The sequence below is a fragment of the Acinetobacter sp. GXMZU3951 genome, from assembly GCF_054457875.1.
Genome location: NZ_JBTLFO010000006.1, coordinates 23430 through 49431, shown reverse-complemented (window position 1 = coordinate 49431; position 26002 = coordinate 23430). Strand labels below are relative to the sequence as shown.

Annotated in this window: 26 protein-coding genes; 12 read left to right on the top strand and 14 right to left on the bottom strand. The window is 43.3% G+C overall.

The window, feature by feature from the left end; all coding sequences use genetic code 11:
- Positions 1 to 35 precede the first annotated feature (35 nt).
- Both rlmB and ppnP read right to left on the bottom strand, forming a co-directional pair.
- On the bottom strand, positions 36 to 788 hold the full coding sequence (gene rlmB, locus ACX17N_RS10490) for a 23S rRNA (guanosine(2251)-2'-O)-methyltransferase RlmB (protein WP_458892521.1): 753 nt from the start codon (positions 786 to 788) through the stop codon (positions 36 to 38).
- A gap of 135 nt (positions 789 to 923) precedes the next feature.
- A complete protein-coding gene (gene ppnP, locus ACX17N_RS10485) occupies positions 924 to 1247 on the bottom strand; it encodes a pyrimidine/purine nucleoside phosphorylase (RefSeq protein ID WP_016168405.1) in 324 nt (107 codons plus the stop codon).
- 328 nt (positions 1248 to 1575) lie between these two features.
- Here ppnP and recN point away from each other — a divergent pair, with 328 nt between their 5' ends.
- The 3 genes from recN to ruvX all read left to right on the top strand — a co-directional run bounded on the left by recN (position 1576) and on the right by ruvX (position 4339).
- Complete coding sequence (recN, locus tag ACX17N_RS10480; RefSeq protein WP_458892519.1) at positions 1576 to 3237, top strand: DNA repair protein RecN; 1662 nt, start codon at positions 1576 to 1578, stop codon at positions 3235 to 3237.
- A 111-nt stretch (positions 3238 to 3348) separates the two neighbouring features.
- Complete coding sequence (locus ACX17N_RS10475; RefSeq protein ID WP_458892518.1) at positions 3349 to 3903, top strand: YqgE/AlgH family protein; 555 nt, start codon at positions 3349 to 3351, stop codon at positions 3901 to 3903.
- Positions 3896 to 4339 carry a Holliday junction resolvase RuvX gene (gene ruvX / locus ACX17N_RS10470; RefSeq protein ID WP_458892517.1) on the top strand — a complete coding sequence of 148 codons (444 nt, stop codon included), beginning with the start codon at positions 3896 to 3898 and terminating at the stop codon, positions 4337 to 4339. The genes ACX17N_RS10475 and ruvX overlap by 8 nt, the downstream gene beginning before the upstream one ends.
- Positions 4340 to 4381: 42 nt before the next feature.
- Here ruvX and ACX17N_RS10465 read toward each other — a convergent pair whose 3' ends face one another.
- Genes ACX17N_RS10465 through ACX17N_RS10455 form a run of 3 tightly spaced genes read right to left on the bottom strand, consistent with a single transcriptional unit; the run spans position 4382 to position 7723 of the window.
- On the bottom strand, positions 4382 to 5386 hold the full coding sequence (locus tag ACX17N_RS10465; protein WP_458892516.1) for an HlyD family secretion protein: 1005 nt from the start codon (positions 5384 to 5386) through the stop codon (positions 4382 to 4384).
- Between the two features lie 38 nt (positions 5387 to 5424).
- Complete coding sequence (locus ACX17N_RS10460; protein ID WP_458892515.1) at positions 5425 to 5634, bottom strand: DUF1656 domain-containing protein; 210 nt, start codon at positions 5632 to 5634, stop codon at positions 5425 to 5427.
- A gap of 1 nt (position 5635) precedes the next feature.
- Complete coding sequence (locus tag ACX17N_RS10455; protein ID WP_458892514.1) at positions 5636 to 7723, bottom strand: FUSC family protein; 2088 nt, start codon at positions 7721 to 7723, stop codon at positions 5636 to 5638.
- A gap of 437 nt (positions 7724 to 8160) precedes the next feature.
- Between ACX17N_RS10455 and ACX17N_RS10450 the strand changes: the two genes are divergently transcribed.
- Positions 8161 to 8934 carry an IclR family transcriptional regulator gene (locus tag ACX17N_RS10450; protein ID WP_458892513.1) on the top strand — a complete coding sequence of 258 codons (774 nt, stop codon included), beginning with the start codon at positions 8161 to 8163 and terminating at the stop codon, positions 8932 to 8934.
- Positions 8935 to 9199: 265 nt separating this feature from the next.
- Here the strand turns inward: ACX17N_RS10450 and pgsA are convergent, their stop codons facing one another.
- The 4 genes from pgsA to ACX17N_RS10430 form a co-directional block, all read right to left on the bottom strand.
- A complete protein-coding gene (gene pgsA, locus ACX17N_RS10445) occupies positions 9200 to 9787 on the bottom strand; it encodes a CDP-diacylglycerol--glycerol-3-phosphate 3-phosphatidyltransferase (protein ID WP_458892512.1) in 588 nt (195 codons plus the stop codon).
- Positions 9788 to 9895: 108 nt separating this feature from the next.
- Positions 9896 to 10687 (bottom strand): thioesterase family protein, encoded by a 792-nt coding sequence (locus ACX17N_RS10440; protein WP_458892511.1) that lies wholly within the window; start codon positions 10685 to 10687, stop codon positions 9896 to 9898.
- A 106-nt stretch (positions 10688 to 10793) separates the two neighbouring features.
- Positions 10794 to 12593: an excinuclease ABC subunit UvrC gene (gene uvrC, locus ACX17N_RS10435; protein ID WP_458892510.1), complete on the bottom strand. Its 1800-nt coding sequence runs from the start codon at positions 12591 to 12593 to the stop codon at positions 10794 to 10796.
- A gap of 119 nt (positions 12594 to 12712) precedes the next feature.
- Positions 12713 to 13108 carry a winged helix-turn-helix transcriptional regulator gene (locus ACX17N_RS10430; RefSeq protein ID WP_458892509.1) on the bottom strand — a complete coding sequence of 132 codons (396 nt, stop codon included), beginning with the start codon at positions 13106 to 13108 and terminating at the stop codon, positions 12713 to 12715.
- A gap of 104 nt (positions 13109 to 13212) precedes the next feature.
- Between ACX17N_RS10430 and ACX17N_RS10425 the strand changes: the two genes are divergently transcribed.
- Positions 13213 to 14214: a zinc-binding alcohol dehydrogenase family protein gene (locus tag ACX17N_RS10425; protein WP_458892508.1), complete on the top strand. Its 1002-nt coding sequence runs from the start codon at positions 13213 to 13215 to the stop codon at positions 14212 to 14214.
- Positions 14215 to 14271: 57 nt separating this feature from the next.
- Here the strand turns inward: ACX17N_RS10425 and ACX17N_RS10420 are convergent, their stop codons facing one another.
- Positions 14272 to 14691, bottom strand: a complete 420-nt coding sequence (locus tag ACX17N_RS10420) for a PH domain-containing protein (protein WP_458892507.1) — start codon at positions 14689 to 14691, stop codon at positions 14272 to 14274.
- 114 nt (positions 14692 to 14805) lie between these two features.
- Complete coding sequence (lpxO, locus tag ACX17N_RS10415; RefSeq protein ID WP_458892506.1) at positions 14806 to 15720, bottom strand: lipid A hydroxylase LpxO; 915 nt, start codon at positions 15718 to 15720, stop codon at positions 14806 to 14808.
- 569 nt (positions 15721 to 16289) lie between these two features.
- Between lpxO and fadB the strand changes: the two genes are divergently transcribed.
- From fadB to ACX17N_RS10395, 4 genes are all read left to right on the top strand, one after another.
- Positions 16290 to 18443 (top strand): fatty acid oxidation complex subunit alpha FadB, encoded by a 2154-nt coding sequence (fadB, locus tag ACX17N_RS10410; RefSeq protein ID WP_458892505.1) that lies wholly within the window; start codon positions 16290 to 16292, stop codon positions 18441 to 18443.
- Between the two features lie 12 nt (positions 18444 to 18455).
- A complete protein-coding gene (gene fadA, locus ACX17N_RS10405; RefSeq protein WP_458892504.1) occupies positions 18456 to 19628 on the top strand; it encodes an acetyl-CoA C-acyltransferase FadA in 1173 nt (390 codons plus the stop codon).
- Positions 19629 to 20048: 420 nt separating this feature from the next.
- Complete coding sequence (gene drt2, locus ACX17N_RS10400; protein WP_458892503.1) at positions 20049 to 21422, top strand: antiviral reverse transcriptase Drt2; 1374 nt, start codon at positions 20049 to 20051, stop codon at positions 21420 to 21422.
- Between the two features lie 222 nt (positions 21423 to 21644).
- Complete coding sequence (locus ACX17N_RS10395) at positions 21645 to 22343, top strand: YidX family protein (protein ID WP_458892502.1); 699 nt, start codon at positions 21645 to 21647, stop codon at positions 22341 to 22343.
- A 55-nt stretch (positions 22344 to 22398) separates the two neighbouring features.
- Here the strand turns inward: ACX17N_RS10395 and ACX17N_RS10390 are convergent, their stop codons facing one another.
- The 3 genes from ACX17N_RS10390 to ACX17N_RS10380 form a co-directional block, all read right to left on the bottom strand.
- A complete protein-coding gene (locus ACX17N_RS10390) occupies positions 22399 to 22671 on the bottom strand; it encodes a hypothetical protein (protein ID WP_458892501.1) in 273 nt (90 codons plus the stop codon).
- Between the two features lie 94 nt (positions 22672 to 22765).
- A complete protein-coding gene (locus ACX17N_RS10385) occupies positions 22766 to 23518 on the bottom strand; it encodes a hypothetical protein (RefSeq protein WP_458892500.1) in 753 nt (250 codons plus the stop codon).
- Positions 23519 to 23638: 120 nt separating this feature from the next.
- Entirely contained in the window at positions 23639 to 23935 is a 297-nt protein-coding gene (locus ACX17N_RS10380; RefSeq protein ID WP_458892499.1) for a hypothetical protein, read from the bottom strand.
- Positions 23936 to 24372: 437 nt separating this feature from the next.
- Between ACX17N_RS10380 and ACX17N_RS10375 the strand changes: the two genes are divergently transcribed.
- The 3 genes from ACX17N_RS10375 to ACX17N_RS10365 all read left to right on the top strand — a co-directional run bounded on the left by ACX17N_RS10375 (position 24373) and on the right by ACX17N_RS10365 (position 25979).
- Complete coding sequence (locus ACX17N_RS10375; protein WP_458892498.1) at positions 24373 to 25074, top strand: DsbA family oxidoreductase; 702 nt, start codon at positions 24373 to 24375, stop codon at positions 25072 to 25074.
- 266 nt (positions 25075 to 25340) lie between these two features.
- Positions 25341 to 25568 carry a DUF456 domain-containing protein gene (locus ACX17N_RS10370; RefSeq protein ID WP_458892497.1) on the top strand — a complete coding sequence of 76 codons (228 nt, stop codon included), beginning with the start codon at positions 25341 to 25343 and terminating at the stop codon, positions 25566 to 25568.
- A gap of 228 nt (positions 25569 to 25796) precedes the next feature.
- Positions 25797 to 25979 (top strand): hypothetical protein, encoded by a 183-nt coding sequence (locus ACX17N_RS10365; protein ID WP_458892496.1) that lies wholly within the window; start codon positions 25797 to 25799, stop codon positions 25977 to 25979.
- The last annotated feature ends 23 nt before the right edge of the window (positions 25980 to 26002 follow it).

Sequence of the window (26002 nt, the reverse complement as noted above, 5' to 3'; positions counted from 1 at the left end):
TGTTTTAGACAATATTTTTTGACAAGAGACGTGGCTTAAATACTTTGACGTTGGCGACAAGCCTCATACAACGCCATACCTGTTGCGACGCTAACATTTAAGCTTTGCAGGTTGCCCGACATTGGAATATAGACGGTCTGATCACATTGGGACTGGGTAACTGGACGTAAACCTGTATCTTCAGCCCCCATCACCACGCACACCGCGGTGCCTGTAAAATCGAACTGTTGCAATGGCAGTGCTTTTTCATCCAGCATGGTACCAACTACACGTACGTTAAACTGCTCTTTAATTTGTCCCAAAGTCCTTGCCAGATTCGTCACCTGAATAAATTTAACCTTTTCCGCCCCACCGGCAGCCACTTTACGTGCAGTCGGTGTTAAGCTGGCAGAACGATCGCGCGGGACAATTACTGCTTCAACGCCCATCGCTGCTGCGGTACGAATACAGGCACCTAAATTATGCGGATCGGTCACTTGGTCTAAACCAAGCAACAAACAATTTGGCGACTGTTTCAGTAAATCTTCTAAATCTTTTTCATTTAAAGTCGGATGCGGACGAACTGCCGCCACGACACCTTGATGAAAAGGCAGACCGGCCAACTTTTCTAGACTGTCTCGACTGGCCTTCTGCACACTAATCCCAAAAGGTTCAGCCAATTGTAAAATCTTCTGCAGGCGTTGATCGTCGCGACCTTTTAAGGTGAACAAAGTCAGAACACGTTCAGGCTCCAATTCTAACAGCGACTCTACCGAATGAACGCCATAATAATATTCAGGTTTTGCCATGAACGACCTCGAGCAAACACAAAGACAGGGAGAAAAGAAAACAGAAAATCCTGCAAAGTTGCCTTTACAGGATTTTGTCATGGGCAGTAGTTTAACCGATTTTGATTAAAATAGCTGTGTAAATCGATCCGAGACTTAGCCTTCTAAATGGCAAACATAGTCCAGAACTTCATCCGTTTCAATTTTAAAACGGCTATTGCCAGGGACATAAAATGACTGCCCTGCACGGAACAACTCGCTTTCTTCGCTATCGGCAATTTTAACGCGGCACTCACCCGAAATAATTTCCATACGCTCAGGCACATGCGTTTCAAACGTTAGCGCTTGTTCAGTCGGAAGAATAACGCCGAGTGTTTTTTTAGTTCCATCTTCAAATTGAACCGTGTGGCTAATACATAGACCACCAAAGTAAACGTTTGATTTTTTGATAACTGATACATGATCAAACTGAGCTGACATGCGTATTCTCCAGATGATGCGCATAAATATCTTAATGATTGATGTAGTTTAAATAGGCAATAACAACTAATCAATCGGTGTTTGTCTGCAAAAGGCATTTTTCGTAGAAAATCTACAGTCACACTTTAACCACTCTGCATTTTGCGGAAAAGTTTAAAAGATCATCTGGAAAGATACAAATCACTTTGCGGTTAAAACTTTACTATGCAATTGAAGAATTTACGCTAATATACATCTAAACACAGTTTCAGCTTCGCTTGATGCTTGTGAGAATTAAAAAACTTGACTATCTTACAGAAACCAAACTTTTCGCAGCTTGGACGCGTTTATGCTGACACATTTAACTCTCATCAATTTTGCCTTAGCTGATCACTTAGCCATTGATATTGATCAAGGTTTTAATGTTTTAACAGGCGAAACTGGTGCAGGAAAATCTTTATTACTAGATGCCCTTTCGGCCTGTTTAGGTGAACGCACCGATACCAATTACGTACGCTATGGTGCAGACAAAGCTGACATCACGGCTGTGTTTAGTTATCAAACACAAAGTCCTGAAGCGAACTGGTTACAACAGCACGAGCTGGATGATGACTCTGGTGAAATTCATTTAAGACGCGTGATCTTTGCCACAGGGCGTAGCAAAGCCTGGATTAATGGTCGTCCAAGCAGCCTGTCTGAGCTGAAAGAACTGGGACGCCTCTTGGTACAGCTCTACAGCCAGCACAGTCAGCAACAACTTTTAGAGCCGCCTTATCCAAAACACTGGCTTGACCGCTACAGCAATTTTGCTCAACCTGCCCAGCAGGTCAAAGATGCGTATTCACATTGGCAACAAACCATTCGTCAGCATCAGGCTGCGCTGGATGCTCAAGCGACACGTAAGCAAAGAATTGAAACGCTTGAATTACAGCTTGAAGAATTAGAAGAGGTGGTGCAACTCGAATATAAAGACATTGAACAAGAATTCGATCGCCTCAGTCACCATGAGCACATCATGCAAGACTGTAGTTATGCCCTAAATGCCCTAGATGACGCAGAACAAAATATTAATCAAGAACTCTCAGGGCTGATTCGGCGTCTAGAATCTCATGCAGGACGTAGTGAGCAGCTGGCAGAAATTCATACCTCTCTCCTGAATGCACAAAGTGAACTGGATGATGCCACTGGCAATTTACGTCAGTTCATCGATCGCCAAAGCTATGATCCCGAGCGTATGGAAGAATTAAATACGCAGCTCGAGGTATTCCACCGTTTTGCCCGCAAATACCGTACTCAGCCCGAATTACTCAAAGAAGAACACCAAGGCTGGCAAAGCGAGTTAGAGCAGTTACTTGCACTCGAAGATCCTGAAACCCTCGCCGAGCAAGTCGAACAGGCGCATCAGGACTTTTTGAATAAGGCCCAGCATTTAGATGACATTCGACGTGAAGCAGCAGCACCGTTAGCCAAACAATTAACGGAACAAGTCAAACTATTGGCACTGCCAGAAGCGCATTTTGAGTTTAAATTTGAAGCGCTTGAGCACGCTTCTGCCGATGGTCTGAGCTTTATTCAACTGTTGTTCACTGCGAATAAAGGGATTCCTGCCCAACCCTTGGCACGTGTCGCTTCGGGCGGTGAATTGTCACGTATAGCCTTGGTCATGCAGGTGATGAATGCCGAGAAAACCGAAGCTGAAGTGCTGGTCTTTGATGAAATTGATGTCGGGATTAGTGGGGGCACTGCAGAAATCGTGGGGCGCTTACTGGCAGATTTGGCACAACATGTACAAATTCTTTGTATCACCCATCAGGCACAGGTCGCGGCTCAATCGGATCAGCATTTACTGGTGAAAAAACAGCAAACCGATCCGGCCAGCAGCACCATCATTTCTCTAGAAGAACAACAACGTATTCTAGAGCTGGCACGCATGACCGGTGGCGTGGAAATTAGTGAAACCACACTGCAACATGCCAAACAACTGCGCCAATTAAAATTTCAAACGGCGTAAATTTAGTGCCAAAGCCGTAAAAAAAGATTGGTGAATACTACAAAGTCTTGTAAGTTGAAAGGATACAGACTTGCTCATCGTAAAGATGAATTTTTAAGGAGAAATGCTTAGGTGACCAAACAATATCTCACGCATCGTTGCCTGATTGCCCCGCCAGAAATGAAAGATGAGTTTTTTGCTCATACCGTCATTTATTTGGCTCGACATGATGATGAAGGTGCGCAAGGCATTATTATCAATCGACCTTCTGGCATTTCCGTAAAAGAATTACTTAATGATCTAGAAATTGATGCGGATAATGTGCATCCACATGATGTGTTACAGGGCGGTCCTTTACGTCCCGAAGCAGGTTTTGTCTTACATACTGGGCAACCAACTTGGCACTCCTCGATTGCAGTGGGTGAAAATGTCTGCATTACCACTTCTAAAGATATTCTCGATGCCATTGCCCATAATGAAGGAGTGGGACGCTATCAAATTGCCCTAGGTTATGCCAGCTGGGCGAAGCATCAACTTGAAGAAGAAATTGCCAAAGGCGATTGGCTGATTTGCGATGCCGACATGGACCTGATTTTTAATCTGCCTTATGGCGATCGTTGGGATGCGGCCTATAAAAAAATGGGCGTGGATCGTACTTGGTTATCTTCAGAGATCGGTCATGCCTGATTTGTCTCAACCGCAATTGATTATGGCATTTGACTTTGGCACCCAAAAAATGGGCATGGCGGTCGGGCAATCAATTATTGCCAGTGCCAATCCTCTGGCGTTATTCCCAATGAAAGATGGCATTCCACATTGGGATAATCTGCTTAAATTGGTCAAACAACACCAACCAAACTTATTTCTGGTTGGTTTACCGTTAAACATGGATGACAGCGAGTCGGAACTTTCGACCCGTGCACGAAAATTTGCCCGTCGCTTACGCCATCAAACCAATATTGAAACCTTGATGGTCGATGAACGCCTGACCACCCGTGAAGCCCGCGATGAGTTAGATCATTATCAGGCTCAAGGTCGTGGAAAAAAACTGACTGCCGACAGTTTGGCAGCTGCTTTATTGATAGAAAGCTGGTATCGCCATCCTGAAGGCGTTCAGCCTTAAAGCCTTTGATGGAAAAGGAACTTTTCAACTTTTCCATCGCTCCTACTGCTGGGTTTGAATATGAATGGTTGCAGTGCGACCCGCAACAAAAGCCAATTGGTTTTTCGGCATTTCATCCAGCACAATTTTGACGGGTACCCGCTGTGCGAGGCGCACCCAAGTAAAGGTTGGGTTTACATTTGCCAATAAAGTCGAACTACTCGAACGTTCACGGTCTTCAATCCCTGATGCAACCCCCTGCACATGACCTTTAATGATCTGATCATCACCCATCAATTGCACCGTGGCAGGATCACCAATTTGAATATGGTTCAATTTGGTTTCTTCAAAATAGCCCACCACATAAAGTTGCTGGCGATTCAGCAAGGCCGCAACCGCATCCCCGGTTTTGACATAATTGCCGACTTGTAAACCAAAATTCGACAGCGTTCCATCTGCAGGAGCCACAACTTCAGAACGCGCCAAATTGAGTTGCGCTAAATGTAGATTACTGTTCGCCACTTCAATCAATGCCTTTTGCTGTACAATATTGGCTTGGGCTTGCTCAATCGCTGCCAACATTTGCTCATGCTCGGCATGGGACTGATCACGTGCCGCAAACATCTGATCCTGTTCTTGTTTTGAAATTGCACCATCCATTAAATTGGCATAACGGCTGGCATTTTTATCGGCCAAATGAGCATTGGCTTTGGACTTCACCAAGTTAGCTTTGGCTTGAGCCAAGGCCGCCTCGGCTTCCGCCAGTCCGGCATGGGCTTTGGCTAAATCAGATTTCGCCTGCTCCACATCCAGTGCCTGACGTGCCACATCAATTTTAAACAGAACCTGCCCTTTCTTCACGGTTTGGTTGTCTTCAACCAAGACTTGCGTGACTAAGCCCGAAACATCCGAAGAAACTTGCATGACATCACCTCTGACCCGCCCATCACGTGTCCAAGGTGCTGAATTATAGTAATTCCACAAATGCACCACCACGTAGATCGCGGCCAATAGCATGACCACGGTCACGATCGGTCGGATGACCTTACGCGTATCTAAGGTATTCATGTCGGTTTCCTCTTTCCTAATTCAATCATCTGTACGGCCTAAACACCCCAAAACACCAAAGACACTTCATGGATGCCCATCAACACAAGCAGATACAGGCAGAGATTGAAGACACCCGGCAACGCAATCCAACCTTTATCTATCCACGAATCAGTCAAAATAGACACCCATTTAAACAGCAGATAAGCACAAACTGCCTGTATTAAAAAAACAGGAATATAGATGCCATAGGCATTCAACTCGCCCATCTCAGACTCCTTTTTCTGCTGCATCCTCTGCATTCACAAAGGCTTGTTCATGAAAAATGCTGCTGCGGATATTGTTGAGATTCATTCTGACCCGTGTACAGAGTTCAGCATTTGGTTCATCCCTCAACTGCTGCTCGACTTGCAACAGTTCAGCAAACACGTGTTGTTTCAACACCTCAGGTAAGAGCCGTTGTTTCTCTTGTGCCAGAAAGGCCTGTTCCAGACGATGTTGTAACGCAACCAATGCCTGTTGCAGATTTCGACTAATATTCGGGTTCTGCACAAATTCAGCCAGACGGCTCAGATTGATGGCCGCACTGGTTTCAATCAGGGCCAGATTCATCGCCTGTTTGATCGGCTCAGACTGTACCAGCTTGGTATTCAGCACACCGATGCGATCTAACATACTGCGTAAATGAATGCGAAACTGCACTCCATATGGCATAAATAAGGCTTCACGCATCGCACGGTAATGCAAAGACAAAATACGACTGGCACTGGTTTCGGGTGACATGGCGCGAATAAAATAAATCGCCAAGATCGAAATAATCGGACCCACGACACCCGCCATTGCCGTATCAATCAACAGTACGGCATCCGTGCTATAACGGTTTTGTAAATTCAAACTCATGATGAAATTGATCAACATGGGCAAAGCCAAACCCATTAACGGCGGATTTGGAAACATACTCAGCAAATACAAGGACAGTGGCGCCAGTACAACGGCCAACTGCCAGAACTCGTGGACCTCAGGCATAATGACAAAGGCATAGAGCATGGTTATGATTGCTGCGTAGACCGAGCCACGAATAAACAAGCGCAATGCAGGCACTGGATTGTCCAAGCCTGATAAAATACAAACACTGACTGCTGTCAGCTGCGCCATCATATAGCCTGCATGCCAACCACTATAAATCCACAGCAAAAATGAAGTGATGGTCGCAATGACCGCCGCCACCGCACTGCGCACCGCCACCCCATGATCCCGATGTAAACTCGGATAAGACGTGGTCAAGGTCACAATTTGCTCGGGAATGCGCTTATCGCCTCGCTGAATCAAATCCCACAGGCACTTGATGGTCACCACATTTTCCATAAAGTGGCGAATATCCATTTTGAAGGCATTCAAAATAATCTGTTGTTCAGCCGTTGCCAGTTCAGATAAGGTGGCAAAATCCTGCTCAAAATTGTCTGGAAGTTGCTTTAATTGTTCCGCAGCTACCTGCTGTTGTGACTGTAAAAATTGCAGTACATGTTGATGTAGCGTGGGTAAAACCTGCCGATAACGGCGATCGATCTGATCCAGCTGGGCGATGCGTTCCGACATCGCCACCAAGTTGGCCACGGTCATGCTGACCTGATGCAATAATTCTTGCAGTGACTTGGTCATGCCTTGTAAGGCACTGCGTTCATAATTCAAATGTACTGCCAAGGCATGAATATCAGAAGTATCCCGGGTGATAGCTGCCAGCAGTTGGGTATAGCTGCTGCTATGCTCGGGATCGGTCAAAATACGACGAAACACCTGACGCGTATCATCCAGTGTTTTTTGCACCCGTTTCTGCAGCAAACTGCCTAAATGTACAGGAAACAGCGTGCTGGACACCACGGCACTACACAGTACTGCCACTGAAATCTCTAAGATACGTCCTAAAGCCATATCAAATACACTATGTGTGCTGATGCTGTTGATCGAGCTACACACCACCATGACCGTGGTATAACCCGCCAACATAAACACATAACTGCGCGGCGTGCGGTCTAATAACGAAATATACAGGCATAGCCCAACCCATCCCGCCAGAACCAAGGTAAAGAAGATTGGCAGATCAATAAATTGAGGGGTCAGTACAATTGCCACAATTCCGCCAATCAGCGTCCCGAGAATGCGATAAACCGCCTTAGACGACACCATCCCTGCATAAGGATGCGCCACAATAATTACGGTGCCTGCTGCCCACATGGGATAGGTCAAATCGAGGGAAAATGCGATAAACAGCGCCAATAACATCGCAATAAAGGTTTTCATCGCAAAAACCAAATCCATGCGACTCGGGCGAAAAGCCAATATCGGTTTAATTAATAACATCGTCCCATCCTTTAGACGAAATCAGACGGATTACCAGTTTCAAAGTCACACCAATGCCGACAATATCAATATGCAAGATCTGCCCATCCCGCGCAAATTGCGGTAACAGAAATATTTATGTAAATGAGGGTGCAGATCTTGACGTGGGAGAAACGTCATTTCTGCTATTCATGCGTAAATTTTGCGCTGCAAAATTTACAGTGAGAAATTTAATGCTGCTATTTTGCGAATAATCACAGCAAAAGTCAAATAAAATATCTTATTATGATAATTTAATTATATTAATATCTAATTTTTAAGTTTTCATTAGCCAAATTATCACCAAACAGCTTGCTTTGACTCACTCGTCGATTTATTACAAAAGCCCTGCAAGCCCCAGCACAATTTGTTATAACATTACTTTAAATGTCTTTTTATTTTTGACGTTGTGGCTTGTTATGACACTTTCTAGTTTTGGTAAAATTCTCACCGTTTTAGACCTGTTTTCAGTGTCTCGCCCAATCATTAATGTCGATATCATTAGTGAAGAACTTGGCCTTTCTAAACCAACCAGCTATCGCTATTTAAAAGAATTGGTTTCTGCCGAACTCTTACACCGCCTGAGTGGCACTTCTGGGGACTATACCCTTGGCTCAAAAATTGCCGTTTTAGATTATATTTCGCGTAAATCCGATCCGCTGGTACAAATCAGTATTCCGTTTATGAAAGAGATTGTGGAACGTACAGAATTTTGCTGTCTGTTGACCCACCTCAATCATGATTCCTGTATCGATGTGCATCATGAAGTATTTAAAGATCTCACATTATTATCTTATGGGCGGGGCTGTCCACGTCCGGTCTATGTCGGCTCATCTCCAAAGACCATTATTTCGCACTTACCCAAACAGGGAATTTTGGATTATTACCACCGTTTTGCCACGCAACTTGCCGAAGTGGGTTTTGCCAGTGACGAGCAAGAATTTTTAACGAAAATGAAGAAAATTAAGAAACAGGGTTATTATTTTTCCAATGGAGAAGTCGATCCGAATGTTTCTGGTTTATCTGTCCCGATTAAATTCTCGAGTAAAGAAGCACCAATGACTTTGACCTTATTGGGTTCTAAAAATCGCTTCGAATTCGTAGACTTACAAAAGCTCATTGCAATTTTGCAAAGCAATGCCGCGCTCATTGAACAAAAATTCATGGGTTTATCCGATCACAATAGCATTTAAACTGAAGGTGGCTGTATACAAGAATTGAACAAAGCTATAGTGTCAATTTTATTGAATTAAGCATCAGATTCTCATACTATGATTATAGTTCTTCAGCGGCTTTATGTTTCCATGACATAAAAGACGCCCAACTCTCCCTCAGAAGTTGCAGTTGTTGTAGTTAAAAAGCTCAAGCCCCGTCTTGGGCTTTTTAATGCCTGTTAGATTGCTACGAAAATTCAGACATAAAAAAACTCCATGACTGGAGTTCTTTCTATTTCAACCCTTAAGGCTGCTTCAAATATGGCCATGCGGCTTTTAAATAAATAAACATCGACCATAGGGTCAGTATCACTGCGGTATAGAGCAGCAGATAAGCCAACGTTTCTAAAGGTTGCCAATTCAACAAGAACACTGAAATTGCAATCATTTGAAAGGCCGTTTTATATTTACCCACGGTAGACACTGCCACATTGGTTCGCGCCCCCAGCTCAGCCATCCACTCTCTTAACGCAGATACGGTGATTTCACGCGAAATAATCACAATCGCAGCAAAAGCCATGGAAATTGAAGGCTGCCATTGCACCAATACAATTAACGCAGCTGCCACCATAAGTTTATCCGCAACAGGATCGAGAAAACGACCAAACGCCGAGGTCTGGTTTAAAGTTCTGGCCAGATAGCCATCAAACCAATCTGTCACTGCCGCAAGCACAAAAATCGCAGTCAAAATAATATGCCGCGTCATGCCGCCATCATGCCCAGCCACACCAATCGCAGGTGGCCAGTAAGCAATCAATAAAAATACAGGAATCAAGGCGATACGCGCCAAGGTCAAGATATTTGGAATATTCAGGATTCGACCTGCTGTCATAGACACCGCCAACTTTTCCCCTTATGTGCGATGAAATAATCCGCCAGTTTGAGCGAATTGGCACACCGTAATTAGGGCTCACTTTATACGAATTGCTGGAACGTGTCACTAGGCAAACACGGTCACTGTTTGTCTCGAAATGGCAATCAGTCGATTTTCGGCATCCCATAAATGCGCATATTCGGTGGCATAGCCCTCAGCCGCATAATCTGTAAAGACTTTATATTTAAACCAATCATGCAAATTTTGCTGTAACGGATTCACATAGGTCACGTGCCAAGTTAGCGAACTGGCTGGTGCCAAAGCCTTAAACAGCGGCAACACGCCGGGTGGCCAAATATCAAATAAAGTCATTAAATCGGCAACATTTAAAGCTCGATTCTCATGCTGTACAGGGTCAAAACGACACCAGCCACCGAAGTCGCTTTGCTCACTGGCGCTACAAGGGATCTGCCCTTCGGCCCAGCGTACATCAAATTGTTGATAGCATTCTGGAAAATGTTCATGCTGCATGCTGTGTAGGGTTTCAGGCTCGGGATAATCAGGCGCTGTACGTTCCTGACGGACATGAATTTCTGATGCACGGGCTGCACCAAAACTGGCAATCAAAATACTTTGCACCGCATTGTCCTGCCATAGCCGCACTTCAATGCTGGTGACCGACTTGCCTTGCCGTAGAATTTCCGCAGTCAACCTTGCCGCCCCTTGTTGTACCGGACCCACAAAGGTCACACTGCTACTGAGTATGCGTTTACTCGGATCGGCAATACTGCTCACGGCTTTGTGCATCATCAGACCCGCAACCACTCCCCCATAGACCGTCCGTCCTTGTAGCCATCCAGTGGGAATCTCAATCCAATCATTCTGTTCAATGGCCTGATACACAGCTAACAGCGACATATTGTTCTCATTTTTTATCCCGTGGAGAATATTGTTCACCAAGTTCCAGCATTTGTGAATGATCAGTGACTACTGCGTCAATGAGTGTTTTTGCTATTTATCCGTGTTATTCATGCAAGATTTTATAAATGGTCCGTGCCATGACCTCACCCAATCCCGGGACTAAAGTCAGCTCATTTTCCGAAGCTTTCAGTACACCTTGAATCCCGCCAAAATGGGTCAATAAATCCCGACGGCGTTTAGGTCCCAACCCCGGAATGACTTCCAAAATAGAGGATCCACGTTTTTTATCGCGCTTGGCACGATGCTTGGTAATGGCAAATCGATGCGCTTCATCCCGCACTTGCTGAATCAAATGCAAGGCTTTGTGGTCTTCGGGCAACTGGATTTTAGTGCCATCGGTAAAATGTAGGGTTTCCAGCCCGGGCTTACGCCCTTCCCCTTTCGAGACCCCAACCATAAACGCATCCAACTCTAAATCCTGCATCACTTGCATCGCCATATGCAATTGCCCTTTACCGCCATCAATCAACAATAAATCAGGCAACATGTGCTTTTTATAGCGACGAGTTAAAGCTTGACGCATGGCGGCATAATCATCACCTTCGGTAATATCTTGAATAGAGAACTGACGGTAATCACGTTTGCGAGCTCCCCCCGCGTCGAACACCACACAAGAAGCTACAGTTTCTTCCCCCATGGTATGTGAAATGTCGAAGCATTCAATCCGATCGACCGGGCGACCCACCACCTGTTCCAACTGATGAAAACGCTCATTCAGTTCTAGATGATTCGCCAACTTGCCTTTAATCGCATGCTGCACATTCATCTGAGCCAGCTCTAACCATTCTGCGCGCGTTTCTCGCACCTTCTGTTTAATCTGGATTTTTTGTTCAAAATGCTGCTGTAAGGCTTGTTCTAATTCTTTGCGATTGGGAATTTCCACATTCACAATCAATTCATTCGGCACTTCATCCGCCACCTGAAAATAGAAGTTCGCCATAAACTCAGACAACATCTCGCCCAAATCATCCCCCAACATATCTGGGAAATAGGCTTTTCCACCGAGCATTTTGCCATTGCGTACATGCATGATTTGCACACAGGTCACACCTGCCTGATAGGCAATCGCCAGAATGTCGGCCTCACCTTTAATTTTATAAATCGCTTGCTGCGCCTGCACATCACGTAATAACGCCATTCGGTCACGGTAAAACACCGCTTTTTCAAATTCGAGGGCTTCGGCAGCCGCTTCCATTTTCTGAATCAACTCCTGATTCAGTTCTTTAGTATCGCCTTTTAAAAAGCGGATCGAGTTGTTGACATCTTCCTGATAATCTTCGGGACTGATTAAGCCCACACAGGGTGCGGAACAGCGCTTGATTTGATACTGCAAACATGGACGCTTACGCTGCGAAAAATAGCTATTTTCACACTGGCGCACATTAAACAGTTTTTGCAGCACCAACAGCGTATCACGTGCATTATAGGCACTCGGATAAGGACCAAAAAACTTGCCGACCTGATGCTTGCCCTTACCACGACCACTGGCAATGCGGGGATACGGCTGATCTGCCGAGATAAAAATATAGACATAAGATTTATCATCGCGCAGCATAATATTGTATGGCGGGCGATGCAGCTTAATCAGGTTTTGCTCAAGCAATAGCGCTTCGGTTTCGGAACGCACCACCAAGGTTTCAATGTCATAAATCCGCGCTACCAAAGCCTGTGTTTTCGGATGCTCAAGGGTTTTGACAAAATAACTCGACACCCGATTTTTCAGATTTTTGGCTTTGCCCACATACAGCAATTCGCCATCTTTGCCCAACATCCGATACACCCCCGGTAAGGTGGTCATATGGGCGAGAATCTTTTCAATATGTTCGCGGGCGTTTTCGTTCACAGTGTCTTGAAACCTTGAAGAGTTATGGGAGGATGTGGAGTGCTTCAGCCAATTTTCAAGCCAGTGGCTTAAATCGCTTTAGGCTGGATCAATCGCAGTTTGAGCAAAACTTAAAAGGCTTATAGCACAATGTCTTGCAGCCGTTCTGATGACTGAACAGCTGGCAGCACCTGACCATATAAATCCATATGGGTATCACCCCAGACTTTTAAGGCCATTAAAATCTCACGCAGACTTGCACCCAAAGGCGTTAAACTATATTCCACTTTCGGCGGCACTTGCGGATACACTTCGCGGTGGATCAGGCCGTCTTGTTCCAGTTCTCGCAGCTGATTGGTCAGCATGCGCTGTGTCACATTCGGAATCCGTTTACGAATTTCTCCAAAACGTAAAGTATGCTCAGTCAGTAAATGCCATAAAATAATACTTTTCCATTTCCCGTCTAAAATGCCAATTGCCGCTTCGACTGCGCAGCCTGGACTGCAATTGAATCGGGAATGCTTTGTTTTGGTCATGTTCATAGTATCCTTTTATACACTATATGCAGAATTTAACCGTATACACGCAATTTAAAACTACATTAAGATTTTCATCATAAACCCAATTTGAGATTAAGAATATGAAAGCTGTGGGCTATTTACAGGCAGGTGGTGCCGAACAATTACAAGACATTCAGCTGCCAACCCCAACCCCGAAAAACCGAGAAGTTTTGGTGGCAGTCAAAGCCATTTCAGTCAATCCTGTGGATTGTAAAATCCGGACTCGTGTTTCACCTGAGCAGGGACAATATAAAGTCTTAGGCTGGGATGCCGCAGGTGAAGTGCTCGATGTCGGCCCGGAAGTGGAACATTTTAAAGTCGGAGATCAAGTTTGGTATGCGGGCGACCTCACCAAAGCGGGTACCAATGCCGAGTTTCATGTGGTGGATGAACGGATTATCAGTCTAAAACCACAGAATCTGAGTTATGCCGAAGCAGCGGCACTCCCGCTTACCTCCATTACGGCATGGGAGATGTTGTTTGACCGCCTGCAAGTGCAACAGCATGATCACCCGCAAGAGTCGATTCTGATTATTGGCGCTGCTGGAGGTGTCGGCTCGATGGCCATTCAACTGCTCAAAGCCAAGACCCAGCTCAAAGTGATTGCTACAGCCTCGCGCCCTGAAACGCAGGCTTGGGTCACACAGTTAGGAGCAGACGTCGTTCTGGATCATCGCCAGTCTTTAGCTGAACAAATTCAGGCACAGGGATTAACTGCGCCTCGTTACGTCTTTTCCACCACGCATACGGGCAGTTATCTCACCCAAATTGCCGAACTGATTGCCCCGCAAGGACAGTTTGGATTAATTGATGACCCTGAACATCTAGACATTAACCTGTTTAAACGTAAATCGATTGCCGTGCATTGGGAGTTTATGTTCACCCGCTCCATGTTCCAAACGGCAGACATGTCGGCACAAGCCCATTTACTGCAACAGGTCGCGCAACTGATTGAAACAGGAAAAATCAAAACTACCCTAAATCAGGTCATGGGTAGCATCAATGCCGAAAATATTCGTCAGGCACACCAAGCCATTGAGTCTGAACGTACGCAAGGCAAATTGGTACTCGAAGGCTTCTAAAACAATAAAGCCCCATGCTCATTCACACGGGGCTTTATCGATGTGTTTATTGGGTTTTTAGACAGATTGCTGAGCTTGATGCAAAGCTTGAGTAAAGCCCTGTTTATCTTTGGGCGAAATCAAGATAAATTTGGCTTGACCCTGTTTTATATAATCAATGCGCAGACGATCTAAAGACAACGCAGGCGATGCAACCGAGTTATTGCTGGGACTCACCTTTGTAATTGCGGACAAGGGAATTTTCCAAGTCAAAAACAAGCAGCTAATCAGCAATTGCCCTGATGCTATCCGATACTGGGTATTGAGGACTGGCCACCACAACACGGCAATGGTCAACACATAGGTAACGGTATGAATCGGATACTGTGCCATGGTGCCTTTGGCATACATGGTCAATAATAACTGGATTAACAAGCCGGTCATGGCAATAATAAAACCTAAAATCCACCAATCTTTTTTTGAACGAAATTTTTGCATATTGCCCCCTATTTGGCTTTTATCTTACACAAAATTTGGGATCATGTAAGATCATAGCGTACTGAATCCCTGCATAAAAAAACGCCCCAAAGGGCGTTCTCAAAACATTAATTCTTAAAAAACATAAGGGCGGACAAAAATCAGGAAGAAAATCCCCAGCATCAGGAACCATTTTAAAAAATAGTACACTTGACGATTGCTTTTCTTTAAGGCTTTGGCTTTTAAACGCAACTGATACACATAGCCAAATACCTTGTTTAATCTACCTGTCTGGTCGCCTGTTTCATTCGGTGAACTGGCAGCGGTCATGACATTTTTACCAAACCAATGATTGAACTTTTGCATCAGACGCGCTTTTAACGGACGCTCAACATCAGCAAAGAAAATAATCCGGTTCTGATCCGTTTTATTTTCCGCATAGTGAATATAGGTTTCATCAAACACCACACTTTCACCATCACGCCATGAATAACGCTGTCCATCCACATCAATAAAGCAGCGATCATCATTCGGGGTAATTAAACCCAGATGATAACGGAGCGAACCTGCATACGGGTCACGATGACGAACCAAGCGGCTATCGGGTGCCAATTCGGTAAACATGGCGGCTTTAATGCTAGGCAAGGTCTTTAATAATGCTGTGGTTTTTGGGCAGAGTTCGGCTGCAGAAGGGTGCGCTGAGTCATACCATTTCAGATAAAAACGCTTCCAGCCAGTTTTGAAAAATGAGTTAAAACCAAGATCATCATAACTACTGGATGCCTTAATGCCGCCACGCTCATACAAGGCTCTGGCTTCATCGCGAATCATTTCCCAATTTTCATCTAAAACTTGCAAATCTTTAAAATATTGCGTTTCCACATAAGGTTGATTCGGCACCTTGGAAAACAGGTACATTAAAAAGTTAATTGGAGCCAATAAGGTTGAATGGTCAAAAAATTGACGGTAAAAAGAATGACGCACTTTACCGCGATTTTGGATATACAACGCTGAAATCACAAAAATCGCCAAGATAATCCACTTAATCATACAGCACTCTTTTCATTGCTTCTGATGACCACACTGTGCAGCATGATCATGGGGCTAGACACTAATTTTGGCGAAATACTAGCAAATTTGAATAGAAATTTCATGTCGACCGATTGGCGCGCGCTTTGACTCAGGCTCCCGCATCCAAAAAACACACAGCGAAACTTGCATGCCTATTGGCGATCTTTTCAGGCGAAACCCCACCATAAATACGGTTCAAATTTACTGGAAAATTCCAAAATACAATTGACTTTTTTGACACAGCTTGCATAGTGGTGAAGGCATATTTCAGCAATCTAAAACGACACAACAATTTTAATCACAGTATAATTTTTTCATAAAAAACAGAAGCATCTTATTTAACGGTTTCAATAGGAAATTTTTTCTCAAGAATAATTGCTGTAAATGAAATTAAAATTGATGACCATTGCGTCACTGCTTGATACAACTTGTTATGTTCTTTTTGGATATAGTTATCGTAAGATTAGCGAAGCATTCATGTGCGCAAAACAAGCGAACACGCTTCAAAACATCAACTTAGAAGTCCTCCAAAATAAAGGAGATCAGGCATGATCCACGCTGGCAATGCCATTACCGTCCAAATGCTTTCGGACGGAATTGCAGAATTCCGCTTTGACTTACAAGGTGAGTCGGTCAACAAATTTAACCGTGCAACGATTGAAGATTTTAAAGCTGCTATTGCTGCTGTAAAAGCAGACAGTTCAGTAAAAGGCTTGGTCGTTACTTCAGGTAAATCAACTTTCATCGTTGGTGCAGACATCACAGAGTTTGGTGAAAACTTCGCACAAGGTGAAAAAGCGATTATCGACTGGGCAATGCCAGTACATGACATCTTCAACAGCTTTGAAGATTTAGACATTCCTAAAGTTGCTGCCATCAATGGCATGGCATTGGGCGGTGGTTTTGAAATGTGTTTGGTCTGTGACTACCGTGTCATGTCTGAACAAGCACAAGTGGGCTTACCAGAAATCAAACTCGGGATCTTCCCTGGTTTCGGTGGTACGGTACGTTTAAGCCGCGTGATTGGTATCGACAATGCGGTTGAATGGATGGCGATGGCTGCGCCGAAAAAACCTGCTGCTGCGCTGAAAGATGGTGCTGTAGATGCGGTGGTGGCTGCGGACAAACTTCAAGAAGCAGCAATTGACTTGGTTAAACAAGCCCTTGCTGGTCGCGTAGACTGGAAAGCCAAACGTCAAGAAAAACTTGACCCAGTCAAGTTAAACCAACTTGAACAAATGATGGCGTTCAATACGGCGAAAGGTGCGGTGCTTGCAAAAGCTAACCCTGCTCAATACCCAGCGCCAAAACTCATGCTGGATTCATTACAAGCAGGTGCAAGCCTTCCTCGTAATGACGCATTAAAAGCTGAAGCTGAAGGCTTTGCCAAAGCTGCGGTAACACCACAAGCAGGTGCATTGATTGGTTTATTCATCAATGACCAAGTGGTGAAGAAAACTTCGAAGAAATATGAAAAAGGTGCACATCCTGTAAACCAAGCGGCTGTATTGGGCGCAGGGATCATGGGTGGTGGTATTGCTTACCAAGCGGCAAGCAAAGGCACGCCAATCATCATGAAAGACATTGGTAATCCGCAACTTGCTTTAGGTATGAAAGAAGCCAATGGCTTACTGACTAAACAAGTTGAACGTAAGAAGCTGAAGCCTGCGCAAATGGGTGAAACGCTTGCACGCATCCGTCCGACTTTAAGCTATGACGAGTTTAAAGAAGTGGACATCGTGATTGAAGCTGTGACTGAGAACCCTAAAGTAAAAGGCATTGTACTTGCTGAAACTGAGAAAAATGTTCGTGAAAACACGATCATTGCATCAAACACCTCTACGATTTCAATTACACGTTTGGCTGAAAACTTACAACGTCCTGAAAATTTCGTGGGTATGCACTTCTTTAACCCAGTACACATGATGCCGTTGGTTGAAGTGATCCGTGGTGAGAAGACTTCGGCTGAAGCGATTGCAACGACTGTAGTGCTTGCTCAGAAAATGGGTAAAACACCAATCGTAGTCAACGACTGCCCAGGCTTCTTGGTTAACCGCGTATTGTTCCCTTACTTCGGTGCTTTCGACCTTTTATTGAAAGACGGTGCTGACTTCCAACAAGTCGACAAAGTCATGGAAAAATTCGGCTGGCCTATGGGTCCTGCTTACTTGATCGACGTTGTTGGTATCGACACGGGCGTTCACGGTGCAGAAGTGATGGCGGAAGGTTTCCCTGACCGCATGAAGCCAGATTTCAAAGGCGCGACTTTAACCATGTACGAAAACAAACGTCTTGGTCAAAAGAACGATGTTGGTTTCTATAAGTATGAACTCGACAAGAAAGGCAAAAAAGCCAAAGTGGTTGATCCAGTAGCTTATGAACTTGTGGCTTCTGTTGCGACTGCTGAAAAGCACGAATTTGATGCACAAGAAATCATTGACCGCATGATGCTGGCTTTCTGTAACGAAACTGTTCGTTGCTTAGAAGACAACATTGTTGCAACGGCTTCTGAAGCAGACATGGCGATGATTATGGGTGTAGGCTTCCCTCCATTCCGTGGTGGTCCATGCCGTTACATCGACCAAACTGGTGTGGCTGAATACGTTGCACTTTGCGACAAATATGCCCACTTAGGTAAAGCTTATGAAGCGCCACAAATGTTGCGTGACATGGCTGCTAACAACAAAAAATTCTACGGTTAAGGAGCAACGTGAATGGCTACTTTAAATCCACGTGACGTTGTCATCGTTGATGGCGTACGTTCAGCAATGGGTAAAACCAAAAACGGTATGTTCCGCAATGTACGTGCTGACAGCTTATCTGCTGAATTGGTTCGTGCACTCGTTACTCGTAACCAGTTTGATGTCAACGAAGTTGAAGACGTAATTTGGGGCTGTGTGAACCAAACGCTAGAGCAAGGGATGAACATTGCTCGTAACATTGGTTTATTGGCTGACCTTCCTAAAACTGTTGCAGGTCAAACGGTTAACCGCCTGTGTGGTTCTTCGATGCAAGCACTGCACACCGCGGCTGCACAGATTGCCACCAACCAAGGTGATATCTTCATCATTGGCGGTGTAGAGCACATGGGTCACGTCGGCATGATGCACGGCATCGACCTGAACCCAGAAGCGTCTAAACACTATGCTAAAGCATCGAACATGATGGGCTTAACTGCTGAAATGTTAGGTCGCATGAATGGCATTACCCGTGAAGAACAAGATGCGTTCGGTGTTGAATCTCACCGCCGCGCTTGGGCTGCAACGCAAGAAGGTCGTTTCAAAAACGAAATCGTAGGTGTTGAAGGTCATGATGCCAATGGCTTCAAAATCCTGTGCGACATTGACGAAGTCATTCGTCCAGATGCGAACCTAGAAGCGTTCAAAGCATTACGTCCAGTATTCGACCCTAAAGGTGGTTCGGTTACTGCGGCAACATCTTCAGCTTTGTCTGACGGTGCATCTGCAATGTTGCTCATGTCTGCTGAACGTGCACAAGCTTTAGGTCTTAAGCCACGCGCTGTAATTCGCTCTATGGCGGTTGCAGGTTGTGATGCAGCAATTATGGGTTACGGTCCAGTACCTGCAACGCAAAAAGCACTTAAGCGTGCAGGTTTAACTATGGCGGATATTCAAACCATCGAGTTAAACGAAGCGTTTGCTGCTCAAGGCTTATCTGTGATGAAAGGCTTAGGCGTGTATGACAAGCAAGACATGATTAACTTGAATGGTGGTGCGATTGCGTTGGGTCACCCATTGGGTTGTTCTGGTGCACGTATTACCACGACCTTATTGAACGTGATGGAACAGAAAGATACGCAAATTGGTCTTGCAACCATGTGTATCGGTTTGGGTCAAGGTATCGCGACCATTATCGAACGTGTTTAATGTTTAGTTAAATACTGAGATAAAAAGAAACCCCGCAATAAGCGGGGTTTTTTATAAATTAAACAAATATTTGAGATTTAAAATTGGATTCAGTATATTGATTATGCCCATGTTGTAGGACATGGGGAAGGTAATCTGTTGTCAAGTATTGCACCACTCAGTATTAGAACTATTTCTAGTGCTTCTGGTGAAACAATACAAACTGTTTGGAACCAACTGCAGATAATGTATATTGAACTCCACAGAATGTAATCAATGCTTCTCATAGTATAATCCTTTCGCGATCTAAAGACGATGTAGGAGTTTTTCTTCTAGAGGGTACGTAATTGTGGGTACTTGGGTATGCTCAAGGGACTCTGTTCTTAGAATGGAGCGTGTACTACGAGGATTATCGTCAGCCTTTCCTTGAGTTTTCTAATAATGATTATTGATCACCTATTTTTTAAAGAACGCCAAAAGAAGTATTTACATTTCGATTATCCTCTCTCGCCTGAACAAGTTTATAAATACGTTGTAAATCCTAAAAACATTGAAAAACATGCCTTTTATCCTTTCATACACTTTGAATTAAGCTCAAGAAAAATTAAGAAAAATGGTTTTAAGATCGTAAATGGCAAAAAGAAAATTCTTATTGAAAAGAAAGAACCTAAAATTCGTCCAATTAAATATTCGGCTCATATTGATGGACACATCTATGCTTACTATGCCGCGTTACTAACACCAAATTACGAGAGATTACTTGAGTCATCAAATTTGACAGATAGTATTTTAGCTTTTAGGAAACTCCCTCATGCTCCTAATAATATTGATTTTGCAAAGAAAGTTTTTGATGAAATAAAGCTAAGACAAAACTGCGTAGCATTATGTTTCGATATTAAAAGTTTCTTCGATGAACTTGACCACCAAATTCTAAAAAAAGCATGGCTAAAAGTTTTAAACTTAGAAGAGCTTCCTAAAGATCACTATCAAGTCTTTAAATCTATTACAAAATTCTCTTATGTATGTAAGAAAGATATCTATCAATCTTTAGGGTTATCACCAAATCGAAGTCATAAAGATTTAAAAAGACTATGTTCAAGCCATGATTTCAGAAATAAGATTAGAAAAAATAATTTAATTATCAAAGAAAATGAGAATAAAGGAATTCCTCAAGGATCATCTATAAGTGCTTTTTTATCTAATATCTACATGTTGGATTTTGATAAGAATATAAAAATCTATTTGTCAAAATTAAATGCTTCATATTACAGATATTGTGATGACATTCTAATAATCTGTGATTCTGATCTAGGAATGAAAATTGCTCTAGAGACAGAAAAAAGAATAAAACTATTGAAAGTCCAAATTCACCCCGATAAAACAAGGCGAGTTTATTTTCAAGATGGCTTACATGTATATAACAAATCCCATATGAGTAGAGAGCCTCTCCAATACCTTGGTTTTACTTATGATGGTAATAAAATTTTATTACGAGATAGTGGGTTAGCTAAATATTCACATAAAGTCATGAAAGCTGTCAAAATGACTAATAAGAAACTTAGAAGAATCAATATTGCACGAATCAGACGTGGAGAATCTCCACTTCCAATACATAAGAAACATATCTATAGACGCTTCTCATTTATCGGCTCGAGAAACTATATTAGTTATGCACTAAAAGCATCACGTATCATGAATGAGCCAGCCATAAAAAGACAAATCCAACCCCATTGGTCAAAAATCCAAAGCCATCTGGATAAACATGAACAAATTAATATGGAACTATATGACTGTATCGAATGTAAAACAAAGTAGTATTTTAATCCCGTAACATTTAATCTTTAATTTTTTAAATCAGATCTATATACAAATTACATGACCTAAATTGACACTAAAAAGAAAAAAAATCTAATGTGAATCCATCGCTATACAAAAAATAAGAGATAAAAAGCTTTTACATCCATTTGAATCTTTTAATGGTAGGCTTAACCACAATAAAAATCTGCTTTATAAATTCTTCATAATTCGGAGTGACGAATGTTTTCATCACCAGTAAAAACCCTCATTGGTGTAGGCGTAATGGCTACACTTTTCACAGGCTGTGCCACTAAAACCCTCATTACCAAAGATACTAAAACCTATACCCGTTCCAACAAAGTCACCTTAGTCGAAGACCAAGTGGTGGCTTTTGGCAAGCCCGCCCAAGCACTCACGACTCTACCTGCCAATAGCTTGGTCATCGCAGGGCAAAAAAATAGCTATATCTTGACCCAAGGCGGAGCACAGTTTGTCACACTGATTAGTAAACTTGAGCCGAAAAATATTCAAATGACCAAAGCACTCGATTTTTATTCAGAAAAAAATGATGGTCATTTCACTGGTACACTGCCGCTGTCTTATATCAAACTCAAAGAAGACATTAGTAAAAAAGACCTCGAATTCTTTATCGAAAATGGTGCAAAAGAGTGTTCGACCTCTAGCGATGAACGCATGCAAGCGCAGCGATTCTGTTTCGACGTGGCTTTGGCAGGTGTGGTCTACCCTGCGGCAAATAATCTCAATACGCTAAAACCGTTAAGTAAGCCGTATCAGGTCAGTATTTATACCTATCAAGAACAAAGCTACCAGTCGAAATCTAGCTTGAATCCATTTGAAAAGCTGGTGCTGCTGCCTTTTGCGGTTGCGATTGATGTGGTCAGCCTACCTTTTCAGGCAGCTGAGAAAATTTTTGATTGATGCAGCATCCAGCAGTCCATGCCAATCTGCTTGGACTGCAATGTTTTGGCTAGCTTTAAGCCAATAACTCTTCCATCAACCAAGCCATGTATTTTTCCTTGTCCATAAAATCGGGGGCATTGCCCGTATCTAGGCTGAAATACTGACGGTTAAATTCAATCACGATTTGTTCGGTATGATGCCAATCTTCGATTAAGCGGAAATACTGGCTAAAAAAATAACGATTTTTACCCCAGTTACTTAAACTTTCTAGTTTTGGGTAGGCTTTATTTTCTAAAAACTCGGCATACACCTGTTGAATATCATCAAAGACCTGAATGGTTTTCATTGCTGTACCTGCTTTAAATCTGATGCGTCGGAATGTTCAACAGCACTAACTTAACGCAGTTATTTGAAAGCTGGATGACAAAGCGCGATTATGTTTAGTCATGCTTCTGTTCAAGCGCTTGCTGATTTTGTTGCTGTATTTTTTGCAGCTGTGCATTCAGGTCTAAGACTTGTTGGTACAAGGCATTAAACTGTTTCAACGGCGCATCTTCATAAAACATAAAGGTGTTGTTTTTGTTCTGCCAGCGGTTATTTTTCAACACCAGAAAAATCTGGTCTGCTTTTTCCAGAATCTGTTTTTCGATTTCAAACAGCGCGAGTGCTTCATTTTGCTTTTTGCTTTCGCGTAAATTCTCTGCCAGCTGATTGCGATAACGCGCTTGAATCGGCAGTTGTTTGGCTTGTTCCAGCGCATTTTGTTGTGCTTGCTCAATGGTGACTTGATACTCGGTCGCCAAGGCATGCGCTTGCTGTAGCATTAAATCAGTTTCTTGATAATCCTGCTTTTTATCTTTGCTTAAACGCTCAATATTTAAAAACTCATCCCAGTGAATGGCTTTTAATTCGCGTAAATAGGCATTGCGCGCTTCGGCACTTTGAATCATCTGGCTCAAAACAAAGTTGGCCATAACCTGATAATCGCCCTGCAAGCGGGCATCGGTAACATCCACCTCAATCGGTTTGTCCCAGTCTTTGGCCTGTGCATAAATCAAGTCGGTTTTTTCATATAACACTTGTTGATATTGTTGCAGTTGTACTTCTTCTTGTTGTTGGGCATGGTATTGATAAAATAATCCACCAAATACAGCAGCAGTCGCTAAACCTAAAATCAGAAAGATACGTGGCATAATTTGCTCCGACACCGCTTTGCTTCTATCATAGCAAATATCACCACATGGTGAAAATTTAAGCAAAAATCTTCTCACAACATCAGCTTAGTGCAGATCAATGCAGCCACTTATGACACGCTATTTTACAGTTGCGACTTGAGGTCGTTGCAGGGGATGGACTGGAATCGTGGGCACAAAATTGTAATCCATTTGTCCTATGGTAATTTGCTCACACACAATCTGCACATTTTTAATATTCCGATCCATACCAAACGGTTGCAGCATAATATACAAACCTTGGGTCGGGTCTGCGGACTGCAAACCTGTGGCAATATTCAGTACATGCTCGCGTAATAGCGGTGGCAAACTCTCCAAATCAGGTCTGGCCGCAACCGGCAATCTATCTAAATGATGCACAAGAGTCGGATCGACCACAAAAGACTGAGCATCACCTTATAACTGAATAATACGATGCTGAAGTACTCTGCGAATATTTTCATCGAATTGAGAAGGAATGACACCTGTTACTTCACGTCATTCCGACTCGGCCATCATTTTAAAGGTGGGCAAACGGACCACTTCACCATGGGCTTGCAGATGGTCTGAAATCACGGAAATAATGAAGGCAACCACAACAAGAGACGCTATCCCTGTCAGCCATGTGATCAAATGGTGGGCACATCGGCAGCAGCTTCAGCTCTTGTAGTTTTTTCATTGTCATGCCGTGTTATGGTCAGATAAACAGTTTAATCTCGATGCAATCGAGCCCACAATTGAACTCAGTCAGGTTGGCTTTTTTGTATGGAATGACTTTAAATTGCAAAACCTAACCCCAACATTGGCTTAATTGCTTTTTTATTTTGAGAATTTTCATGCGTGTTGATATCTGGTCAGATGTAGTGTGTCCATTTTGCTATATCGGAAAAAAACGTTTAGAAGCTGCGGCAAAACAGGCTGGTGTTGAGCTTGAAGTGCATTGGCACAGTTTTGAACTCGACCCAGAAGCCCCGCCCCGCCAAGAAATTTCCAACTCAGAGCGTTTAGCGCAAAAATATGGCCGCACTTTAGAAGAAGTGGAAGAACTGCAACGCAATATTGCGGCAATGGCTGCTGAAGAAGGCATTGAATTTAACTGGGAAAATGCCAATTCTGGCAATACCTTTAATGCCCATCGTATTATCCATTTGGCGCAAAGCAAAGGTCTGGGCTCAGAAGCCAAAGAAGCCTTCTTTTATAGCTATATGACCCAAGGTTTAGCAATCGGTGAACGTGAAACCCTTGAAGATGTGGCAGCACGTATTGGACTCAACCCAGTCGAAGTCGATGATGTCTTAAATTCAGACGAATATGCAGACTTTGTTAAATTCGATCAGGAAGTGGCACGTGATCAACTCAAAGTGACCGGCGTACCTTTCTTTGTGTTTGACCAACGGATTGCCTTAGCCGGCGCCCAACCGCGCGAAGTGTTCTTACAAGTACTCGACAAAGCACTCGAACCGACGGATACGGCTGAAGCGGACCAGTGCAATGACGAAGGTTCTTGTGATGTACCGCAACAAGACCCTAAAGCATAAGCGCATTGTAAAGCTTTAAAAGATGTGCTGATTAACCTCCTGACCTATGTGTGAGGAGGTTTTTTATTGCTCGGTATTTTTAATCCGTAGATGAAGCCATTCACTCCAGAGTGCTGACCAAATGCATACCGAATACACCATGACTCCATCAGTAAAAACAGTTTCTGCCTAAAAGTAATATGCTTGCTACACATGAAACTAACAGGATTTACATCGCGTTGGGCTAGGCTAAAACCTCATTTGAATACCCAACTGATGAGGTCAATATGAACATGCAAGCAATACATAACCTTAATGCATCAAATTCGTCCGAACACGCTGCAACACCCACCCAATCTTCCTTACAACACTCACGATTCAAACCCGCAATTCAGGGGGTAATTTTAGGCGCAATCGCAGGACGTTTTTTACCCAAAATTAGCCCATTTTCAGGAGCCATTATTGGTCTAATTTCGGCAAAAATCTATCAAAAAAGACAGGCACAGTGCCGTTAAACTGTTTATTTTTCATCATTTTTTCCATCCAGCTCAGATTGTCTTAACCGCCAAGGCAATCTTAGAGCAAAAACTCTATAATATTGATTTATAACAATAAAATAACTTAACAGTCATTTTTTCTGGGCCACATCACCCTCCAAATCTGCTTATTTTTTGATACTATTCACCTGTATTTATTTGTTCCTATCCGTTTTGGATATTCTCTCTGTAATCAAGGTGATTTTTATGAAGATCATGAAATCTATTTTGGCTGTTGCTGTGGTTGCTTTTTCTGCTGAAGTTTCAGCACAAGTGGTGTTTATTCCGAACTTCCCTGAACCAGATCAAGTGCAAACCCAAACGGCTCAACCAGCAAGCACTGAACACGTGGCTCAAGACCAAACTGCAACACCGAAAAATGCGGCTTAAGTGTTTAGACGGCATAAAAAAAC

Coding starts and splice junctions, on each gene's coding strand:
- fadB (WP_458892505.1), top strand. CDS start 16,290: ATGATCCACGCTGGCAATGCCATTACCGTCCAAATGCTTTCGGACGGA.
- ACX17N_RS10390 (WP_458892501.1), bottom strand. CDS start 22,671: ATGAAAACCATTCAGGTCTTTGATGATATTCAACAGGTGTATGCCGAG.
- ACX17N_RS10385 (WP_458892500.1), bottom strand. CDS start 23,518: ATGCCACGTATCTTTCTGATTTTAGGTTTAGCGACTGCTGCTGTATTT.
- drt2 (WP_458892503.1), top strand. CDS start 20,049: ATGATTATTGATCACCTATTTTTTAAAGAACGCCAAAAGAAGTATTTA.
- ACX17N_RS10450 (WP_458892513.1), top strand. CDS start 8,161: ATGACACTTTCTAGTTTTGGTAAAATTCTCACCGTTTTAGACCTGTTT.
- ppnP (WP_016168405.1), bottom strand. CDS start 1,247: ATGTCAGCTCAGTTTGATCATGTATCAGTTATCAAAAAATCAAACGTT.
- recN (WP_458892519.1), top strand. CDS start 1,576: ATGCTGACACATTTAACTCTCATCAATTTTGCCTTAGCTGATCACTTA.
- ACX17N_RS10370 (WP_458892497.1), top strand. CDS start 25,341: ATGAACATGCAAGCAATACATAACCTTAATGCATCAAATTCGTCCGAA.
- ACX17N_RS10375 (WP_458892498.1), top strand. CDS start 24,373: ATGCGTGTTGATATCTGGTCAGATGTAGTGTGTCCATTTTGCTATATC.
- ACX17N_RS10455 (WP_458892514.1), bottom strand. CDS start 7,723: ATGTTATTAATTAAACCGATATTGGCTTTTCGCCCGAGTCGCATGGAT.
- ruvX (WP_458892517.1), top strand. CDS start 3,896: ATGCCTGATTTGTCTCAACCGCAATTGATTATGGCATTTGACTTTGGC.
- lpxO (WP_458892506.1), bottom strand. CDS start 15,720: ATGATTAAGTGGATTATCTTGGCGATTTTTGTGATTTCAGCGTTGTAT.
- fadA (WP_458892504.1), top strand. CDS start 18,456: ATGGCTACTTTAAATCCACGTGACGTTGTCATCGTTGATGGCGTACGT.
- ACX17N_RS10460 (WP_458892515.1), bottom strand. CDS start 5,634: ATGGGCGAGTTGAATGCCTATGGCATCTATATTCCTGTTTTTTTAATA.
- ACX17N_RS10365 (WP_458892496.1), top strand. CDS start 25,797: ATGAAGATCATGAAATCTATTTTGGCTGTTGCTGTGGTTGCTTTTTCT.
- pgsA (WP_458892512.1), bottom strand. CDS start 9,787: ATGACAGCAGGTCGAATCCTGAATATTCCAAATATCTTGACCTTGGCG.
- ACX17N_RS10425 (WP_458892508.1), top strand. CDS start 13,213: ATGAAAGCTGTGGGCTATTTACAGGCAGGTGGTGCCGAACAATTACAA.
- ACX17N_RS10395 (WP_458892502.1), top strand. CDS start 21,645: ATGTTTTCATCACCAGTAAAAACCCTCATTGGTGTAGGCGTAATGGCT.
- ACX17N_RS10420 (WP_458892507.1), bottom strand. CDS start 14,691: ATGCAAAAATTTCGTTCAAAAAAAGATTGGTGGATTTTAGGTTTTATT.
- ACX17N_RS10440 (WP_458892511.1), bottom strand. CDS start 10,687: ATGTCGCTGTTAGCTGTGTATCAGGCCATTGAACAGAATGATTGGATT.
- ACX17N_RS10430 (WP_458892509.1), bottom strand. CDS start 13,108: ATGACCAAAACAAAGCATTCCCGATTCAATTGCAGTCCAGGCTGCGCA.
- ACX17N_RS10465 (WP_458892516.1), bottom strand. CDS start 5,386: ATGAATACCTTAGATACGCGTAAGGTCATCCGACCGATCGTGACCGTG.
- rlmB (WP_458892521.1), bottom strand. CDS start 788: ATGGCAAAACCTGAATATTATTATGGCGTTCATTCGGTAGAGTCGCTG.